Genomic DNA, 14785 nt, shown 5'->3' with positions numbered 1-14785 from the left:
GCATGACATGACACCCGCTCTCGACGAATCCGCACCGGTTCAACACGCCGCGGCCCTGTGCCAGAACGGACAGTTTGCCGACGCGCTGTCGCACGTCGCGCCGCTGCTCGACCGGCCGTCGCCAACCGTCGCAGCGCTGCACGTCGCGGCCGTCAGCGCGCTGGGCCTGAACCGCCCGGTGGATGCGGAAGCCTGGTGGCGGCGCGCGATCGACGCGATGCCGGCGTTCGAACCACCCTACGATGGCCTCGGCGCGCTGCTGGTGTCGCAGGGCCGCTTGCCCGAAGCCGAAGCGCTCCTGCGCCGGCAGCTCGCCTCCGTCACGCCGCTACGCGCGTCGCACCATCACCGGTTCGGCAAGGTGCTCGAAGCGCTCGGGCGGCTCGACGAGGCCGAACAGGCGTTCGGGCAGGCACTGCTGATCGAGCCGCAGTCGCCCGACGTGCTGACCGATCTCGGCAACCTGCTTCGCGTCCTCGTCCGCCCGGCGGAGGCCGAGCTCGCGTACCGGCTCGCGATCGCCGTTCGCCCCGACCACGTGCTCGCGCATGCGAATCTCGGTGCGATTCTCGTCGACATGCAGCGACTGCCGGAAGCGGAGGCGGCCAGCCGGCAGACGATTGCACTGTGTCGGGATCATCCGGAAGCGCATTACAACCTCGGCATCGCGCTGCAGAACCTCGATCGCCTGCCCGAAGCGGAAGCGGCCTATCGCGACGCAATCCGCTGCCGGCCCGGCCTGCCGCAGGCCCACAACAATCTCGGCTGCGTCCTGCGTGCGCAGGGCCGCCACGACGAAGCGGCCATCGCGTTCGCCGATGCGCTGGCGCTCGCGCCGCAGATGGCCGAAGCGCACTACAACCTCGGCACGACGTTCGTGCATGCGGGCCGCCTCGACGATGCCGAGCGCGCATACCGCCGCGCGCTCGACCTGCGTGCCGACTACGACGATGCGCGCTTCGGGCTGGCGACGCTGCTGCTCGGCGCGGGCCGGTTCGAGGAAGGCTGGCGCCGCTACGAATCGCGCTACGAGCAGTCGACTTTCGTGCACCGCCGGACCCGCGAGGTGCTGCGGTGCGCGCAGTGGCAAGGCGAGCCGCTGGCCGGCAAGACGCTGCTCGTGTGGCAGGAGGACGGCCTCGGCGACATGCTGCAATTCAGTCGCTATTTCGCGGAGTTTCGCGCGCGGCAGGCAGGACGGGTGGTCTTTGCGTGCCAGCCGGCGCTGCATCGGCTGATGGAGACGGTCGCCGGCGTCGACGCGGTGCTCGATCACGAGACGGCCACGGCGCAGGCCGCGCAATTCGATTACTGGACGAGCCTGTTGAGCGCGCCGATGCACGCCGGCACGACGCTCGACACGATCCCGCCGCCAGTGCGGTTCGTACTTAATCCGGCGCGCGTCGCGCACTGGGGCGCGCGCCTCGATGCGCTGCCGGCCGGCCCGCGCGTCGGCCTCGTGTGGAAAGGCAACCCGAAGCATCACAACGACGCACACCGTTCGCTGCCGTCGCTGGCGCTACTGACGCCGCTGTGGAGCGTGCCGGGCGTGAATTTCGTGAGCCTGCAGAAGGGGCAGGGCGAGGACGAAGCGCGCCAGCCGCCGGGCGGGCTGCCGTTGCTGCACCTGGGCTCGGAGATCGACGATTTCACCGATACGGCCGCGATCGTCGCGCAACTCGATCTCGTGGTATGCGTCGACACGTCGATCGCGCATCTGGCCGCATCGCTCGGCAAGCCGTGCTGGGTGCTGCTGCCGAATCAGGACGTGGACTGGCGGTGGATGCATGACCGTGACGATTCGCCTTGGTATCCGGGCACGGTGCGGTTGTTTCGGCGCGGGCGCGGCGAAAGCTGGATCCAGATGGCCGAGCGGTTGCGGGCGGCGTTTGCCGCGCATTATGCCGACGGACGCGTGACGGCGGACGAAACGGCGCATACCGTCTGACGCGACGGCGGGCGACGCGTGGTCGCAGTGACACGGCATACTGCCGGGAACGCGGCCATGGTGCCCGTCCCTTTCAGATCAATCGAGGCCTTCGTGGAAAACATCGTCATCGTCGGCTCTTCCGGTCACGCCAAGGTCGTGATCGACATCGTCGAACAGGCCGGCAGGTACCGGATCGCCGGGCTGATCGATTCGTTCCGCGCCGCCGGCGAGGAGACGCTCGGCTACGCGGTGCTGGGCGCAGAGCGCGATGTGCCGCAGCTGATCGACCAGCACGGGATCGCCGGGCTGTTGGTCGCCATTGGCGACAATCATGCACGCGAGAACGTGACGGCCGGTCTCGCGGCGCTCGTGCCGGGCTTGCCGTGCGTGTCGGCGGTGCATCCGGCCGCGCGCGTCGGCAAGGCGTCGACGATTGGCGCGGGCACGGTCGTGATGGCCGGCGCGGTGATCAACCCGAGCTGCTCGATCGGCGCAGGATGCATCGTCAACACGAATGCGTCGCTCGACCACGACGGCGTGATGGAGGATTTCTCGAGCCTCGCGCCAGGCGTCGTCACGGGCGGCAACTGCCGGATCGGTCGCGGCGCGGCGATCGGCCTCGGCGCGATGCTGCGGCACCGGATTGCAGTTGGCGAGCATAGCGTCGTCGGCGCGGGTGCGGTCGTACTGCACGACGTCGAGCCGTACACGGTTGCGTACGGCAACCCGGCGCGCCGGATCCGTGTGCGCGCGGTCGACGAGCGTTACCTGTAGGCGCCGCGAGTCAGAAGGCGATCAGCTCGACGATGCGGCGAACCATGTCGTCGCTGAGCGCGGGGTAGATCGGCAGGCACAACACCTTGCGCGCGGCCTCCGTTGCGACCGGCAGGTTGTCGCGGCTTGCGGACGGCAGCCCGCGGTACATCGGAAATTCCGAAATCAGCGGATGGAAGTAGCGGCGCGCGTACACGTCGTAGTCGCGCAGCTTCTGGTACAGCGCATCGCGGTCGAGCGGATAGTCTTCGTCGACGAGGATCGCGAAATACGCATGGTTCGCGACGGTCTGGCCGCCGAGCGGCACACAGCGGATACCGCGCACGTCGGCGAGCAGCGTGCGGTACAACGTGTCGATCTCGCGGCGGCGCGCGAGTGCGCCGTCGATATGCTGCAACTGCAGCATCCCGAACGCGGCGTTGATTTCGCTCATCTTGCCGTTGATGCCGGGCGCGACGACGGTGACCTCGTCGACGAAGCCGAAGTTCTTCAGGTGGTCGATCCGCTGCTTGGTCTTCGCGTCGGGGCAGATGATCGCGCCGCCCTCGAACGTGTTGAACACCTTCGTCGCATGAAAGCTCAGCACCGACAGGTCGCCGTGCGCGAGCACGCTGCCGTCGGCGTTCTGCACGCCGAACGCGTGCGCCGCGTCGTAGATCACGCGCAGGTTGTAGTTGTCGGCGATCTTCTGGATCGCGTCGACGTCGCACGGATTGCCGTAGCAATGCACGGGCATGATCGCGGTGGTCTGCGGCGTGATCGCCGCCTCGATGCGTGCGGGGTCGAGATTGAGCGTGCCGGGCGCGACGTCGACGAATACCGGTTTGATGCCGTTCCACAGCAGCGAATGGGCGGTCGCGACGAACGAGTACGGTGTCGTGATCACCTCGCCGGTAATGCGCAGCGCCTGCAGCGCGGTGACGAGCGCGAGTGTGCCGTTCGCGAACAGCGACAGGTACGGCACGCCGAGATAGTCGCACAGCGCGCGCTCGAACTGCTGGTGGAACGGGCCGCCATTCGTCAGCGTGCGGCTCTCCCAGATCTTCTCGAGATACGGCAGGAATTCCTCGAGCGGCGGCAGGTGCGGCTGCGTGACGTAGATGCGTTCGTGCGGCAGTTGCGCGACGGACGACGCGGGCAGGCTGGCGGTCATGATGGTCTCTCTCTCGATAACGCGCGGCGTTCAGGCGCCGGCCGCGGCCGGTGCGGTCGCCACGTCGTCGAACAGCGGCGTGTCGAATGCGGTGACGGGCTCTCCTGCGCACCAGCGGGTCCACATCGTGCGCAGCGCCGACGACAGCCCGGCCGCGACAACGGCCGGCCGGAACGCGGCGGATTCCCCGCAGCGCGCTCGCAGGCCGGCGCGAAGCGCCTGCAGCGCGGTGGTGTCGCGGCCGAGCGCCAACGCCCTCGCGACGAAGTCGTCCTCGTCGGTCGCGATGTACGCGTCGAGCCCGACGTGCTGCAGCCAGCCCGCGCTACCGCGCCCGGCCATCGTCGCGCCGGGGAGCGTCACGGTCGGCACGCCCATCCACAGCGCATTGAGCGTCGTCGTCGAGCCGGTGTACGGGAACGCGTCGAGACAGAGATCGACGCCGTGGTGCTGCTGCATGTAAACGGGGATGTTCGAGCGCCGGTGGAACGTCAGGCGGCTAGCCTCGATGCCGGCGGCGGCGAACCATTCGGTCAGCGTCTGCCGGTCGCCTTCGCTGCCGATCGCGCCGAGCGCCATGCGTGCGGTCGGGTCCGCGTGCAGCACGCGCGCCCAGACCTCGATCACGTGCGGGCTCAGCTTGTTCAGGCGGTTGAAACTGGCGTACGTCGTATAGCCGTTGTGCAGCGCCGGCAGCCCGTTGACGGGCGGGCAGTTCGGCGCTGGCATGAACGGCGCGATCGCGGGCAGCCGCACGATCTGCTCGACGAACTGGTCGTCGAATGCGCCGTGCGGCGCGACGAACCGGTCCGTCAGGTAGTAGTCCATTGCGGCGAGCCCGGTCGTGGCCGGATAGCCGATCCACGACGCCTGAACCGGCGCCGCGCGCTGCGCCAGCGCAACGAGCCGGTTGCGGCCGGTATGGCCCGACAGGTCGATCACGATGTCGATGCCGTCGTTGCGCACGCGTTCGAGGAAGGCCGTATCGCTCATGCCGGCGACGTTGCGCCAGGTCGTCGCGTGGGCCTTGAAGCGCTCGGACGTGTGATCTTCCTCGAAGTGATTGTGATAGAAGTGCATCGCAATGCCGGGATCGGCGGCGAGATGCTCGATCACGGGCACCGCGTAGGAGGCGACCGCGTGGCTGAACAGGTCGCCCGACACGAAGCCGACCTGCAGCTTGCGCGCCGGGTCGCGCGAGTTCGAGAATACGGCCGCGCGCTTGCGCTTGTGATTGTCGTAGCGCTCGCCGAACTTGCGGTGTTCCGCAACGAGCGCCTGCGGATCGAATTCGCTGCTGTGCGCGATACAGAACAGCATGCTGCTGTGGGTGACGCTGTCGGTCGGGTTGATTTCGATCGAGCGCTTCAGCCAGCCGATCGCTTCCTGCGTTGCGCCCAGCTCGAGCAGCACGAAGCCGAGCGTGCCGCATGGCGCGGCAGCGCCGGGCGCGAGCTCGACCGCACGCCGGCAGGCCGCGACCGCTTCATCCGTGCGGCGCAGCGCGAACAGCACGAGACCGCGAATCCGCATGGCTTCCGCGTGATCGGGCTGAAGCTGGAGCAGGCGCTTGCACTGCTCGTCGGCTTCCGCGAGACGGTTCTTCACCCGCAGCGTATCGGCGAGCAGGATGCGCACGAGTACTTCATCCGGCAGCAATTCGACCGTGCGAAAGCCGGCCTCGAGCATTTCGTCGAAGCGGCCTTCCCGGTGAAGCGATGCGGACAGTGCGCGCCAGCATGCACCGTCTTCCGGGTAGTCGGTGACCAGTTGCCGTGCAAGCGCGGTGGCTTCCGCGTGCTTGTTCTTGTCGAACAGCGCCGCGTGTTTTTGCAGCAGCGTCTGATTCGGACGACGGACCGGCTTGCCCGAGCCGCTCTTCCCGGCCGGGCCGGCCGCGGTTTCCAGGACGATCGCCGCGTCGATGCCGCTCGGCGCAACCGAGGCGGTGGCGAGCACGACGTCGGGCGACGCCAATTGCGCGATCAGCCCGTTGAGCGCCGGGCCGTGCACGCCGCGCTGCTGCGCGATTTCGACCGCGATCCACGCGGCGGCCGTTTGCCCGCTGCGATGCAGCGCATGAATGTAGCTGACCCAGTAGTAGCCGTTGTCCGGGCTCGTACCGATGGCCGCTTCAAAATGCGGCACCGCGTCAGCCGGTTGGCCCGTATCGACCATCAGCACCGCGAGGTTGTAATGCGCATCGCCATGCGTGGGCACCGCGTCGAGGATGGCCTCGTACAGCGCCCGGGCGTCGTCGAACGCGCCGCTGCGCTGGCGCTCGAGCGCGTTGTCCATGACGAGCGCAATGTCCTGCGCAAGCTGCTGTTCAGGCGTGAGCGCGGCGGAGGCGGGCAGTTCGGTCGAGAACATGATGAAATCTGCGGAAAGTCGGTCGATACCATTATGGGTAGCGTGCCGTCGCGCCGATGCCGCGAGGTGACGGGAAAAGCCCGGTCAGTTTGGCCGATTGACCGGTCGGCCGAGGCCGGGGCGGCGCGGTCGCGGCACCCCAAAAAAAACGCCCGCACGAGGCGGGCGCGGAGGCGAACGAGCACGCCCTCACATCAGCGCGTAGTTCTTGTTGTCGGGTTGGCGGCGCGCGCGTGTCGAGCACGCCGCGCGGCGCGTTTTAACGGTTCGCGATGCTCTGGTACTGGCCGACGGCCTGCACGCGGCTCATCGCCGCCTGGTATTCGTCGGTCAGTTCCTGCTGCGCGCGTTGCGCGTCGGCGAAGATGCGATCGTTGCTGGCCTGGATGCGGCGGATCGCGGCGATGCCGACGGGCGGCTGGTCGGTCGAGAGCAGCGCGATGAGCGACCCGCGCGCATCGACGAGGCGCACGGCCTCGATCCAGTCGGCCATCGCGGCCGCGTGTTCGATCGCGTCGGTGAGCGCGTCGATCTGCGCAATCAGTTCGGTCTGTTCCATCTGGGCTCTCCTGTCCGGCTAGCGGTCAGCTCTTGTTGTTCGACAGCGCGCCGCCGCTGTTCGCGCCGCCGAACAGCTGGGTCAGGTATTGCGAGTTGCTGTTCATCGTCGCCATCAGCGTATTGAGCGCGGTGAACTGCGCCTGGTACTGGGTGGTCAGCTGTGCTGCGTAGTTCGACAGGGTCGTCTGCTGCTGGGCGACGTTCTTCAGATCGTTGCTGAGCGCGGTCGTGCGCGCGGCGATCAGTCCGTTCGTCTTCGTGTAGTTCGTGATGTTCGTCGTCAACTGCTCGCCGATTCCGTTCGTCGAGTTGAACAGCGACGCGACACCGGTCGGATTGTTCTGCAGCGCGCCGTTGAGCGCCGTGCTGTCGACCTTCAGCGTGCCGTCGGCCTGCAGCGTGACGCCGATCGACGCGAGGTTGACCGTCGAGCCGTTGCCGTTCACGCCGCTCGCGACGATCGACGCGAGTGCGTTCTTGATCGTGTTCAGCGTCGAGTCGCCGAGCAGCGGGCCTTGCGACGACGAGCCGGACGTGAAGCTCGACAGCGAGCCCATCGTCGTGACGAGCGTGTTGTAGAGCGTCGCGAAGTTGTTGACCGCGGCGGCCTGGGATTTCGTGTCGGTGGCGACCGTCAGGGTTTGCGGCTGCGTGGCGCTGACGGCGGCGCTGGTCAGGTTCAGCGTGACGCCGGTGATCGCGCTCGTCACGGTGTTGCTCGCGCTCGTGCCGGCGATGCCGTTGATCGTGAACGCGGCGTCCTGCGCGGCCGTGCTCTGCTTCCACGCGGCGCTGCCGTTCGCGGACGTGATCGTCGACTGGCCGCCCGTCGTGCTGGCCGTCGACGTGACGCCGAGGCTGGACAGGCCGTTGTCGCCGGCGACGTTGCTGAGCGCGACGCCGATCGTGCTCGCCGCGCCGGTCGGCGTCGAGCTGAGCACGAGGTGCGCGCCGTCGCTGCCGTTGACGACCGACGCGACGATGCCCGGGTTGCCGGTCGCGGTGTTGATCGCGGCGGCGATGCCGGACAGCGTGTTGTTGGCGCTGTTCACGTCAACCGTGAACGACTGGCTGCCGAGCGACAGCGTCATCGTGCCGGTGCCGAGCGCGGTCGACGCGCCGAACGCGGCCGACGACAGCGATTGCGACGTCGCGATCTGCGTGACGCCGACCGAATAGCTGCCGGCCACTGCGCCGGCGCCCGCGGTCGCGGTGAGGCCGGTGCCGCTCGCGGTCGCGGTGAAGGTGTTCTGCAGCGAGCCGTTCGACAGCGTCGTGAGGCTGGCTTGGAGTGCGCTCAGCGCGGCCGACAGTGCGCCGTACGCGGAAATCTGGGTGTTGTCGCTGCTTTGCTGCGCGTTGAGCGCGGCGGCCTGGCCGGCGGTCTTCGCATTGACGAGTGCCGTCACGAGCGAGTTGACGTCCATCGACGAGTTGCCGGTCGAACCGCTGATGATCGATTGGGCAGCCTGTTGCAGCTGGCTGTTGGCCGAATTGTTGGCGGCAGTGACGGCGGAATTGATCGTCGACATCGTGTTGCTCCGTGCGGCGGGTGATCCGGGAAATGCTGGATGAAGACCTGGCGGCGGAGCGAGGCCCCGCGCGCCAAGTGACTGCGGCCGGGCCGCGCATTACGCGGGGCCCGGCCGTGGGTTGCTACGCGATTACTGCAGGAGCTTCAGGACCTGCTGCGGCAGCGAGTTCGCCTGTGCGAGCACCGAGATGCCTGCTTGCTGCAGCACCTGGTTCTTCGACATGTTCGCGGTTTCCTGCGCGAAGTTCGCGTCGGTGATCTGCGACTGTGCCGACGACAGGTCGGTCGATTCTGCCTGCTGCGACGTGGCGATTGCCGTGAAGCGGTTTTGCGCCGCGCCCAGTTGTGCCTGAACGTTGTTCACCGTCTGCAGCGCGTTGTCGATCGACACCATCGCGACGTTCGCCCCGCTGACCGTACTGATGTCGAGGTTCGACACCGTAGCCGGCTTGTTGACGGCGTTGATTTGCGCGATTGCGTTCGTGATCGAGGTGAGCGCCGCTGCCGACATGCTCGAGCTGGTTGCGCTCGTTTGAATCGACAGTGCGCCGACTGCCGTGCCCGTGCCGGCCGTTGCGCTTGCGCCGAACACGGATGCGGCAACGGTTTGCGCGATGGCGCCGCCGTTCTGGTCGGTGAACGTGTAGCCGCCCTTACCGTCGGACAGCACGTTGATCGCGGTAATCGCCGCGCCCGACGACGTGTACACGCCGGCGCTGTCGAGGCTCAGGCTCGTCACCGTACCCACCGTCTGGCCCTTCTGCACCAGACCGCCGCCGATCTTCGCAGCCGACATGCTTTGGCTCAGGTCCAGCGAAATCGTCTGGCCGACGTTTGCGCCGACCTGGAACGACACGATGCCTGCCGAGCCGTCGAGAATGTTCGTGCCGTTGTACGTCGTTTGCGACGCGATACGGTTCACTTCCTGGATCTGCTGCGAAACTTCCTGTTGCAGTGCAGCCTGGTCGGTCGTGGACATCGTGCCCGTCGACGCCTGGACGGCCAGCTGGCGGATACGCTGCAGGCTGTTCGTCAGCGACGACAGTGCGCTCGAAGCCGTTTGAATCATCGACACGCCGTCGTTGGCGTTCGACACGCCCTGGTTCAGACCGTTGATCTGGGTCTGCATCCGGGTCGAGATCGCGAGGCCTGCTGCATCGTCCGCTGCGCTGTTGATGCGCTTGCCCGACGACAGGCGCGTGATGGCCTGGGACAGGGCGTTTTGCGAGCCGTTGAGGTTCTGCTGTGCAACCAGCGAGTTGATGTTGCTGTTAATTCCGAGCATGGAAAATCTCCTGTTTAAGCCGAAAGCCCTGGAAAGCCGTTTTTGGCGTCGGCGGAAGCACTCGTTCATTGCTGGCCGCCTCAGAGCAGGATTTCGGCGCACCAAAACAAAACTTGAGGGGCGCGTGCAGATTCGGCCCGATTTTTTATCCTTCTTTGTCATTTCGGCCCGGTCCGGCGCGATGGCGGATTAAACGGGGACAGAAACCGGGCCGAACCGGCCGAGAGACGCAGTCGCGACGCTGTGCACACACGACCGACAAAAGGGTGGTTTTGTCTGTGATTCCCTGCTATGATGGCGGGCTGAATTGAGATTTTCTGTCACGCCTTTGCCGGTTTCGGCATGTCTGCTGGCAGTCAAACGCGGCGCTGCACGCGGTTGTGAAGCGTACTCGCGGTGCTTTCCGCCTCTCTTTTCCGGCCTCCGAGGCCGTATTTCCGCTCGTTTCGCCTGTTGTGGGGGACGCTCGGATGGCCGGTGCGTGGCGCTTGGCCGCTACGTTTTTGACCGTTTAAGCAATTTAGGAACGACATGACGACGATTCTTCTGAAAGAAAACGAGCCGTTCGAAGTGGCGATTCGCCGCTTTCGTCGCGCTATCGAAAAAAATGGCCTGATCGCTGAACTGCGTGAGCGCCAGTCTTACGAAAAGCCGACCGCAGTCCGCAAGCGCAAGAAGGCAGCAGCCGTCAAGCGCCTGCACAAGCGTCTGCGCAGCCAGATGCTGCCGAAGAAGCTCCACTAAGAGCATCTGACGGTTCGCCGCGAAACGGCGGAGTGTGCCTCGAAAGAGGCCGCTCCGCCGTTTTGCTTTTGCGGGCCGGGAAAATCCTGGGGTGTTGGGCGGGTTTGTTCCGCCGACTGCCGAGGCCGGCGGCGGGCAGTGTGCGGTGCGCGGGCGAATCGTCCGCATGCGCGAGCGGGGCGGCAAGTAGGCGAGGGCGGCGGTCACGTGGCGTGGACGGACAGAAGGACGGGCGAGGCCGGCGGTCATGGCGAATGAGCAAAAATGCAAGTAAGAATCATTCGCATTGATTTAAAATGTCGCGCATCGTGTCAAAACCCGCCGACCGCGCAACCATTCCATGCCGCGCACTAGCGCATCCGGCCTCGCCTGACCTGGCCGGACGACCGTTGCGCGGCGCCCGACATCAAATGAACCGCATTCCGTCGAATCGGGGCCGCCGCTCGTGCCGGCCCGCCTTCCGTTCGCTGCGCACGCGATGAACGCGTTCCTGCGACCGTTTCTCGTGCGCCTGCACCGCTGGTTCGGGCTCGCCATCGCGCTGTTCCTGTTCGTCGCGGGGCTCACCGGCGCGCTGATTGCGTGGGACCACGAGCTCGACGCGGCGCTGAACCCGGATTTCTATACCGCGCGCAGCGGCGCGGCGCCGCTTGCGCCGCTCGAACTCGCGGCGCGCATCGAGGCCGCCGATCCGCGCGTGCAGGTGACCTATCTGCCGCTCGCGGTCGAACCGGGGCACACGCTGCAGGCGGGCGTGATGCCGCGTACCGATCCGGCAACCGGCCAGCCGTACGCACTCGGTTTCAGCCAGATCGCCGTCGATCCCGCGACCGGCGCGGTGCAGGGCCGTCGCGAATGGGGCGCGCCGTCGCTCGCGCGGCTCGACCTGATGCCGTTCATCTACCGGCTGCACTACTCGCTGTTCCTGCCCGTGTACGGCGGGATCAACTTCGGGTTCTGGGTGATGGGCGTCGTCGGCATCGTGTGGGCGATCGACAGCCTGATCGCGCTCGTGCTCGCGTTTCCGAACCTGAAAAGCTGGCGCAAGTCGTTCGCGTTCCGCGTGCGGCGCGGCGGCTATCCGCTCGTGTTCGACCTGCACCGCTCGGGTGGCGTGTGGGTGTGGGGGCTGCTGCTCGTCGTTGCGATCACGTCGATCTCGATGAACCTTGCCGTTCCCGTCGTGCGCCCGCTGGTCTCGCTGGTGTCGCCGCTCGCCGAAACGCCGTACACGAATCCCGAACATTTCCCGCCGGCCCCGTCGGGCAGCCAGGTGCTGCCGCGCGAGCGGATCGTCGAGATCGCGCGCTCGGCCGGCCGCGACGCGGGGATCGCCGCGCCGCCGGGTGCGCTGCTGTTCGCGCCGGCGATGAACGCCTATGCGGTCGGGTTCTTCACGCCGGGCAACGACCATGGCGACGTCGGGCTCGGCAATGCGTGGCTGTACTGGAATGCGGTGACCGGCAAGCCCGTCGCGGCGCAGGTGCCGGGCCGCGGTTCGGCCGGCGACCTGTTCATGCAGGCGCAGTTTCCGCTGCACTCGGGGCGGATCGCCGGTGTCGCCGGACGCGTCGCCGTGAGCGTGCTCGGCATCGTGATCGCGATGCTCAGCGTGACGGGCGTCTGCATCTGGGTGAAGAAGCGCAGCGCACGCATGCGGGCTGCGCGGAGCGCGCGGCCGGTCGTGCCGGCGTCGTCGCGCGCCGCGCGGTAAGGGCCAAGCGGCAAGTAACAAGCGGCAAGCGGACGGTGCAACCGCCGCGGGTCAGCGGCGCGGCACCGCCGCCACGCCTGGCGCCGGCGCCATCAGCCTGCCTTGCGCCGGCGTGCCGGCTGTTTGCCGCCGAGCGCCGCGCATTGCGCGTGGCAAGGGCAGCCGGCTTCGTGATCGTTGACCATGCCGGTCGCCTGCATCAGCGCATAGCAGATCGTCGAGCCGACGAACTTGCAGCCGTACGCCTTCAGCGCCTTGCTGAGCGCGTCGGACTGCTCGGTCGACGCGGGCGCGTTGCGGTACGACTGCCACGCATTCTGGACCGGGGTGTCACCGACGAACGACCACAGGAACGCTGCGAGCGACCCATGCTCTTCGCGGATGCGCTGCACCGCGCGCGCGTTGGTCACCGCCGATTCGACCTTCGCGCGGTTGCGCACGATGCCCGGGTTCTCCAGCAATTTCTCGATGCGCTTGGGCGTGAAGCGCGCGACGGCATCGACGTCGAAATCGGCGAACGCTTCGCGATAGCCCGCGCGCTTGTTCAGGATCGTCGACCACGACAGCCCGGCCTGTGCGCCTTCCAGGATCAGCATTTCGAACAGGTGGCGATCGTCGTGCGACGGCACGCCCCACTCGGTATCGTGATAGTGAGCGTCCGCTTCCGTTTTCACCCAGTTGCACCGCTGCGACATCGTCTGCCTCGTTTTCAGTGTCGATTCGATCGCGCCAGCATAGCGGAAGCCCTTTTCGCGGGATAGCCGGCCGAACGGCAGATGGGCGCGCGGCGCCGATCCGGTTAAGCTTGGCGCCTGTTCGAATCAGCGGGATGAAGGCATGGCGGCACTACTTTTTGCGATCGGCATCGACGGCGGCGGCACGGGCACGCGCGCGGTGCTGGCCGACCGGCACGGGCGCGAGCTGGCGCAGGGGCGCGGCGGCCCGTCGGGGCTCGGTCTCGGTATCGAGCGCGCATGGGCGTCGATCGGCGCGGCCTGCGCGGACGCATTCACGCAGGCCGGTCTCGCGTTCGACTGGTCGCAGTGCGCGCTCGGCTGCGGGCTCGCCGGCGTCAACAACGCGGCGTGGCTCGCCGCATTCCGCGCGCAGGCGCCGCTCGGCGCGCTCGCGATCGAGAGCGACGCGTACACGACCGTCGTCGGCGCGCACGGCGGCGCGCCGGGGCTCATCGTCGCGCTCGGCACCGGCAGCATCGCGGCGGCGCTCGACGCGGCCGGCGCGTGCCGGATCGCGGGCGGCTTCGGCTTTCCGTCCGGCGACGAGGCGAGCGGCGCGTGGCTCGGCGTGCGCGCGCTCGCCTATGCGCAGCAGGCGCTCGACGGCCGCGTGCCGCGCGACGCGTTCGCCACGGCACTGCTCGCGGAAACGGGCGCGCAGGATCGCGACGCGCTCGTCCAGTGGTCGTGCGACGCGAACCAGACGATCTACGCGCGTCTCGCGCCGATCGTGTTCGCGCACCGCGCGCATCCGGTTGCGAGCGCGCTGATCGCGCAGGCCGGCGACGAGATCGGCAAGATGATCGACGCGCTCGATCCGCAGCAGGCGCTGCCGGTTGCGCTGTGCGGCGGGCTGGCGGACGCGCTCGCGCCGGCCGTGCCGGCACGGCATGTCGCACGGCTGCGCGCGCCGCTCGACGATTCGGCGCATGGCGCGCTGCGGCTCGCGCTGCAGGCGCTGCGGGCGGCGAAGGGCGGCTAGGCTGAGCGGGGCGCGCGCGGTGGATGCCGCGCCGCAGCAGCACCTCCGGCGGCGCCCGGCCGGCAACCGCGCGGCGCGCTACTGGGCACGACGTTAAAATGACGCTTCCTTCGTGCCCCGAGCGCCCCTCTCCCGTCTCATGTACAAAGTCATCGCCACCGATCTCGACGGTACGCTGCTGAACAGCGACCACCAGCTCGACCCGTACACGATCGACACCGTTCGCCGGCTCGACCGCGACGGCGTGCAGTTCGTGATCGCCACGGGGCGCCACTATGCGGACGTCGCCGGCATTCGCGATGTCCTCGGCATCCGGCCGTACCTGATCACGTCGAACGGCGCGCGCGTGCATGCGCCGGACGACACGACGATCCACGCGCAGGACATCGACGCAGCGGTCGTTCGCAGCCTCGTGCAGCCGGAAGTCGTCGGCGCGCACGGTCGCGTGATCGTCAACCTGTTCACCAACGACGGCTGGCTGATCGACCGCGAAGCGCCGCACCTGCTCGAATTCCACCAGGATTCGGGCTTCCGCTACGACGTGATCGACATGACCGCGCACGACGGCGCGGCTATCGCGAAGGTGCTGTATATCGGCGAGCCGGCCGATCTGGCGGTCGTCGCGGAGCAGATGCGCGTGCAGTTCGGCGATACGCTGTACGTCACGTACTCGCTGCCCGACTGCCTCGAAGTGATGACCGCGAACGTGTCGAAGGGGCGCGCGCTGCGCACGGTGCTCGCGCGGCTCGGCATCGACACCGGCCACTGCATCGCGTTCGGCGACAACATGAACGACATCGACCTGCTCGAAACCGCCGGTCATGCATTCATGATGAACAACGCGAACCCTGACCTGGTGGCGCGGCTGCCGCACATCCCGCGGATCGGCAACAACTTCGACGCGGGCGTCGCCCGTCACCTGCGCACGCTGTTCTCGCTCGAAGGCGACGTCGTCGCGTCCTGAGCGCCCGTCCCGGGGCGCGGTTCCCATGCGGAAA

General features: G+C 67.7%; 12 protein-coding genes. 6 read left to right on the top strand and 6 right to left on the bottom strand.

The features are described 5' to 3' along the window. Nucleotides 1-7 precede the first annotated feature (7 nt). Together HWW87_RS30025 and HWW87_RS30020 are read left to right on the top strand one after the other, a co-directional pair. Nucleotides 8-1948 carry a tetratricopeptide repeat protein gene (locus HWW87_RS30025; RefSeq protein WP_175823341.1) on the top strand — a complete coding sequence of 647 codons (1941 nt, stop codon included), beginning with the start codon at nucleotides 8-10 and terminating at the stop codon, nucleotides 1946-1948. Nucleotides 1949-2041: 93 nt separating this feature from the next. After that, nucleotides 2042-2704, top strand: a complete 663-nt coding sequence (locus HWW87_RS30020) for an acetyltransferase (protein WP_175823340.1) — start codon at nucleotides 2042-2044, stop codon at nucleotides 2702-2704. Nucleotides 2705-2714: 10 nt separating this feature from the next. Here the strand turns inward: HWW87_RS30020 and vioA are convergent, their stop codons facing one another. From vioA to HWW87_RS29995, 5 genes are all read right to left on the bottom strand, one after another. After that, nucleotides 2715-3857 (bottom strand): dTDP-4-amino-4,6-dideoxy-D-glucose aminotransferase VioA, encoded by a 1143-nt coding sequence (gene vioA / locus HWW87_RS30015; protein WP_175823339.1) that lies wholly within the window; start codon nucleotides 3855-3857, stop codon nucleotides 2715-2717. Between the two features lie 30 nt (nucleotides 3858-3887). Beyond that, nucleotides 3888-6230, bottom strand: a complete 2343-nt coding sequence (locus tag HWW87_RS30010; protein WP_175823338.1) for a tetratricopeptide repeat protein — start codon at nucleotides 6228-6230, stop codon at nucleotides 3888-3890. A gap of 259 nt (nucleotides 6231-6489) precedes the next feature. Further along, nucleotides 6490-6789, bottom strand: coding sequence for a flagellar protein FliT (locus tag HWW87_RS30005; protein ID WP_175823337.1), 300 nt, complete (start codon nucleotides 6787-6789; stop codon nucleotides 6490-6492). Nucleotides 6790-6814: 25 nt separating this feature from the next. Beyond that, nucleotides 6815-8323 carry a flagellar filament capping protein FliD gene (gene fliD / locus HWW87_RS30000; protein ID WP_175823336.1) on the bottom strand — a complete coding sequence of 503 codons (1509 nt, stop codon included), beginning with the start codon at nucleotides 8321-8323 and terminating at the stop codon, nucleotides 6815-6817. A gap of 132 nt (nucleotides 8324-8455) precedes the next feature. Then, the gene (locus tag HWW87_RS29995; protein ID WP_175823335.1) at nucleotides 8456-9610 is read right to left on the bottom strand and encodes a flagellin; all 1155 of its coding nucleotides are present in this window, start codon (nucleotides 9608-9610) and stop codon (nucleotides 8456-8458) included. 531 nt (nucleotides 9611-10141) lie between these two features. Here HWW87_RS29995 and rpsU point away from each other — a divergent pair. Continuing rightward, on the top strand, nucleotides 10142-10354 hold the full coding sequence (rpsU, locus tag HWW87_RS29985; RefSeq protein ID WP_006401410.1) for a 30S ribosomal protein S21: 213 nt from the start codon (nucleotides 10142-10144) through the stop codon (nucleotides 10352-10354). Between the two features lie 478 nt (nucleotides 10355-10832). Then, nucleotides 10833-12068 carry a PepSY-associated TM helix domain-containing protein gene (locus HWW87_RS29980; RefSeq protein WP_175823333.1) on the top strand — a complete coding sequence of 412 codons (1236 nt, stop codon included), beginning with the start codon at nucleotides 10833-10835 and terminating at the stop codon, nucleotides 12066-12068. Between the two features lie 92 nt (nucleotides 12069-12160). Here HWW87_RS29980 and HWW87_RS29975 read toward each other — a convergent pair whose 3' ends face one another. Continuing rightward, nucleotides 12161-12763 (bottom strand): DNA-3-methyladenine glycosylase I, encoded by a 603-nt coding sequence (locus HWW87_RS29975; RefSeq protein ID WP_175823332.1) that lies wholly within the window; start codon nucleotides 12761-12763, stop codon nucleotides 12161-12163. Between the two features lie 142 nt (nucleotides 12764-12905). Here HWW87_RS29975 and HWW87_RS29970 point away from each other — a divergent pair, with 142 nt between their 5' ends. Together HWW87_RS29970 and HWW87_RS29965 are read left to right on the top strand one after the other, a co-directional pair. Next, the gene (locus HWW87_RS29970) at nucleotides 12906-13787 is read left to right on the top strand and encodes a BadF/BadG/BcrA/BcrD ATPase family protein (protein WP_175823331.1); all 882 of its coding nucleotides are present in this window, start codon (nucleotides 12906-12908) and stop codon (nucleotides 13785-13787) included. A gap of 139 nt (nucleotides 13788-13926) precedes the next feature. Beyond that, a complete protein-coding gene (locus HWW87_RS29965; protein WP_175823330.1) occupies nucleotides 13927-14751 on the top strand; it encodes a Cof-type HAD-IIB family hydrolase in 825 nt (274 codons plus the stop codon). Nucleotides 14752-14785: the final 34 nt, after the last annotated feature.

Origin of the sequence: Burkholderia sp. BCC0419 (genome assembly GCF_902830285.1) — a bacterium.
Taxonomy (GTDB): Bacteria; Pseudomonadota; Gammaproteobacteria; order Burkholderiales; family Burkholderiaceae; genus Burkholderia.
The sequence above is the reverse complement of the archived record's forward strand: the minus strand, read 5'-3'. Positions and strand labels throughout refer to the sequence as shown.

Bases quoted from the DNA above. Each gene is read 5' to 3' on its own strand.
- fliD (WP_175823336.1), bottom strand. From the start codon at position 8,323: ATGTCGACGATCAATTCCGCCGTCACTGCCGCCAACAATTCGGCCAAC.
- HWW87_RS29975 (WP_175823332.1), bottom strand. From the start codon at position 12,763: ATGTCGCAGCGGTGCAACTGGGTGAAAACGGAAGCGGACGCTCACTAT.
- HWW87_RS29995 (WP_175823335.1), bottom strand. From the start codon at position 9,610: ATGCTCGGAATTAACAGCAACATCAACTCGCTGGTTGCACAGCAGAAC.
- vioA (WP_175823339.1), bottom strand. From the start codon at position 3,857: ATGACCGCCAGCCTGCCCGCGTCGTCCGTCGCGCAACTGCCGCACGAA.
- HWW87_RS30025 (WP_175823341.1), top strand. From the start codon at position 8: ATGACACCCGCTCTCGACGAATCCGCACCGGTTCAACACGCCGCGGCC.
- HWW87_RS30005 (WP_175823337.1), bottom strand. From the start codon at position 6,789: ATGGAACAGACCGAACTGATTGCGCAGATCGACGCGCTCACCGACGCG.
- HWW87_RS29970 (WP_175823331.1), top strand. From the start codon at position 12,906: ATGGCGGCACTACTTTTTGCGATCGGCATCGACGGCGGCGGCACGGGC.
- HWW87_RS29980 (WP_175823333.1), top strand. From the start codon at position 10,833: ATGAACGCGTTCCTGCGACCGTTTCTCGTGCGCCTGCACCGCTGGTTC.
- HWW87_RS29965 (WP_175823330.1), top strand. From the start codon at position 13,927: ATGTACAAAGTCATCGCCACCGATCTCGACGGTACGCTGCTGAACAGC.
- HWW87_RS30010 (WP_175823338.1), bottom strand. From the start codon at position 6,230: ATGTTCTCGACCGAACTGCCCGCCTCCGCCGCGCTCACGCCTGAACAG.
- rpsU (WP_006401410.1), top strand. From the start codon at position 10,142: ATGACGACGATTCTTCTGAAAGAAAACGAGCCGTTCGAAGTGGCGATT.